The organism is Nguyenibacter vanlangensis (genome assembly GCF_013376155.1).
In the GTDB taxonomy this organism is placed as follows: domain Bacteria; phylum Pseudomonadota; class Alphaproteobacteria; order Acetobacterales; family Acetobacteraceae; genus Gluconacetobacter; species Gluconacetobacter vanlangensis.
In genome coordinates, this window is the sequence record NZ_JABXXP010000337.1 from 1 (window position 1) to 3158 (window position 3158).

The following is a 3158-nucleotide window of genomic DNA, read 5'->3' on the forward strand; positions in this document are numbered from 1 at the left end:
GGCTTTCAGGTCCTGCCGCGCCGCTGGGTGGTTGAACGGACATTCGCCTGGCTGGGACGGTGCAGGCGGCTCGCCAAAGATTGGGAACAATCCGTTGCTTCCTCAACCGCACGGACATTGATCGCCTCGATCCGCATGCTCACACGACGGATAGCAAGGCATTGTCAAGCTTGAAAAACTTTCGAATCGGGCTCTCACTCAGTGACAGTGATCGCACTGATCTGCACTTTGCCCTCGGGAAGGCCTTCTCGGATCTCGGAGCGCATCAGCTCTCATTCGACCATTTTCTCACAGGCAACAGGGTGCGTCGCCGCTACCTGACGTACGACGAGAAACCTGCAATCAATCGCGCGAAGCAGCTATGCCAGTCCGTATCGGCCGATACTATCAGAGAGTTCGCCAAGACTGGTCATTCCTCTTCGCTTCCCATCTTTATCATCGGAATGCCGCGTTCCGGCTCGACATTGGTCGAGCAGGTTTTGGCCAGTCATCCCGAAGTGTATGGCGCTGGCGAAATAAGCACTCTCTTCGACACATTTCGTTCTGCAGCATCAAAATTCGATCGATGGCAATCGGTGTCGCCGTTGGAAAACCTGACAGCTGCAGAACGAATGTCTATTTCAGAAGATTATCTCGGCCGGCTTCATAAACTGGTGTCCAATTGGACGCGGCCGCAGACACCAACACGAATTATTAATAAGACGCTGAGTAACTACCAAAACATAGCACTCATTTACGCACTATTTCCGAATGCGCGGATTATTCATACGGTTCGAGATCCGATCGACACATGTCTATCGTGTTTTTCTACCTTCTTTCATTCTCAAGATTTTACCTTTGATCTCGGAGAATTGGGAAGGCGCTATCGCAGTTACAGAGAATTGATGGATCATTGGCATCGGATACTTCCCGGCGGCACGATTTACGACGTGCGTTACGAAGAGGTCGTCGAAGATCTTGAACAGAATGCACAATCACTGATTGCATATTGCGGCCTCACCTGGGACGATGCTTGTCTGAACTTTCACAAGTCGAAACGGCCTGTTAGAACCGCAAGTGTACAGCAAGTAAGAAAGCCAATCTATCGGAGTTCAGTCGGACGCTGGCGACCGGATGATGCGGTTTTGCGCCCGTTACTCGACGGACTCGGAAGCTATCGCAGGGGTGCTTTGGAAGGAGTGTGACTCACCACCCGTCAGTTTCATCCGGACGCTCATAATGACGGCATTGGCTGGCGGAATTGGAGGGGTCTGACGATACGCCGCAGACCGCGGGTCAGGTTCGCGGGCTGGCGGCGTAGGCTTTTTTTCGCCCATAGGCGAATGGGTCGTGGCATCCCACAGGCCGGTGGAGACGGCGAAATACAGGGCGATGCTCATTACCAGCACCAGTCGGCCAAGACGTTCGGGCGTACGCAATTGACTGTGTTCGAGGCCGAAACCGTGCGACTTGCAGTCGGAGAACATCGCTCGATGCCCCATCGGGCGCTGATACCGGTGCCCCATACCGATAGGCAACTCTGGATGCGATGGGGTCTAAAGTGAAAGCCGTGGCGGAAAAGTGGAGCAACAGCACGTCCGTCCGCATCTCAGCGCCGGTCATGGCTGCAGAGGGACTGAAGTTGGATCAGTCGCTCGATGTTCGCGAGGAAAGCGGGCGCGTGGGACAAGGGCACCGCCGCCGCCGATGTGAAACGGAATGTTACGCCACACGATTCGGTCGCCGTCCCGCCAAACCGGACGCCAAAGTTGCCCTCACCCCCGCTTCCTGCCATGCAGGCGCCATGACCAAGGAGCAGGATTTCGAGATCTTCCTGGCCGCCGCCCCGGGCCTGGAAGACGTGCTGTGCGGCGAGGTACGGCTCAAGGGCTTCAAACAACCCCGGGCCGTGCCCGGCGGCGTCGTCATCCGGGGCGGCTGGCCGGAGGTCTGGCGCGCCAATCTGTGGGTCCGCGGCGCCGGCCGCGTCCTGGCGCGGATCGAATCCTTCCCCGTCACCCACCTCGCGCAGCTCGACCGCCGCGCCCGCCGCGTGCCCTGGGCCGAAATCCTCCGCCCCGACATCCCCATCCGGGTCGAGGCCTCCTGCGCCGGCTCGCGCATCTACCACGCCGGCGCGGCGGCCGAGCGGATCGAAACCGCCATCCGCGAAACCCTCGGCGCCCCCCACGCGCCGGATGGCGGCATCCTGGTGCGTGCGCGCATCGAACAGGATCTCTGCACCATCAGCGTCGACACCTCGGGCGACCTGCTGCATCGGCGCGGACACAAGCAGGCCGTCAACCGCGCGCCGCTGCGCGAAACCATGGCGTCGCTCTTCCTGCTGCAATGCGGCTATAACGGTGCCGAACCGGTGCTCGATCCCATGTGCGGTTCCGGCACCTTCGTCATCGAGGCCGCGGAAATCGCCTCCCGCCTCAATCCCGGCCGCTCCCGTCATTTCGCCTTCGAACAGCTCGCCACCTTCGACGCCGAGGCCTGGCAGCGCATGCGCGACGTGAAAAGCGCACGCATGCCTGCCGCCCGCTTCTACGGCAGCGACCGCGACGCCGGCGCCATCGTCATGAGCCAGGCCAACGCCGAACGCGCCGGCGTCGCCGCCTGCACCGAATTCCGCGTCGCCACCATCAGCGACCTCGCCCCGCCCGCCGGGCCGCCCGGCCTCGTCATCGCCAACCCGCCCTACGGCACCCGCATCGGCGACAAACAGACCCTGGCGCCCCTCTATCGTACCCTCGGGCAGACCCTGTTGCGCCGCTTTGCCGGCTGGCGCGTCGGCATCGTCACCAGCGAATCCTCCCTGGCCTACGCCACCGGACTGCCCTTCCTGCCCACCACCGCGCCGGTCCCGCATGGCGGGCTGCGCGTGTCCCTGTTCCGGACCGCGCCGCTGTAACCGCCCAGGTCGCTACCCAGGGCGCTGCCCCGGCCCCCGCCGAAGGCCGGCGGCCCTCGAAAACCGGTTCTGGCTACGCCCGCGCCCGCAAGGCCTGTTCCAGAATCCCCATCCCCTCGTCGATCAGCGCGTCCGACGCGGTCAGCGGCACCAGAATGCGCACCGTCTCGCCCTGCACCCCGCATGACAGCACGATCAGCCCCAGCTCCGCCGCCCGGCTGCAGATCGCGGCGGCGCCGCCCGCGCGCACCGCGCCGTCCGG

The 3158-nt window shown here is 62.5% G+C and carries 3 protein-coding genes and 1 pseudogene; 3 read left to right on the forward strand and 1 reads right to left on the reverse strand.

Annotated elements, in window-relative coordinates:
* The 3 genes from HUK84_RS13390 to HUK84_RS13400 all read left to right on the forward strand — a co-directional run.
* Positions 1-174: transposase (locus tag HUK84_RS13390; RefSeq protein WP_176640735.1), on the forward strand; the 174-nt coding region annotated here is incomplete at its 5' end.
* Between the two features lie 128 nt (positions 175-302).
* Positions 303-1184 (forward strand): sulfotransferase family protein, encoded by an 882-nt coding sequence (locus HUK84_RS13395; protein WP_317135288.1) that lies wholly within the window; start codon positions 303-305, stop codon positions 1182-1184.
* A gap of 599 nt (positions 1185-1783) precedes the next feature.
* Positions 1784-2896, forward strand: coding sequence for a THUMP domain-containing class I SAM-dependent RNA methyltransferase (locus HUK84_RS13400; protein ID WP_176640737.1), 1113 nt, complete (start codon positions 1784-1786; stop codon positions 2894-2896).
* Between the two features lie 73 nt (positions 2897-2969).
* On the opposite strand, the pseudogene HUK84_RS13405 reads toward HUK84_RS13400, so the two are convergent.
* Positions 2970-3158 (reverse strand): annotated as a pseudogene (locus tag HUK84_RS13405) (4-aminobutyrate--2-oxoglutarate transaminase); the annotation flags it as partial.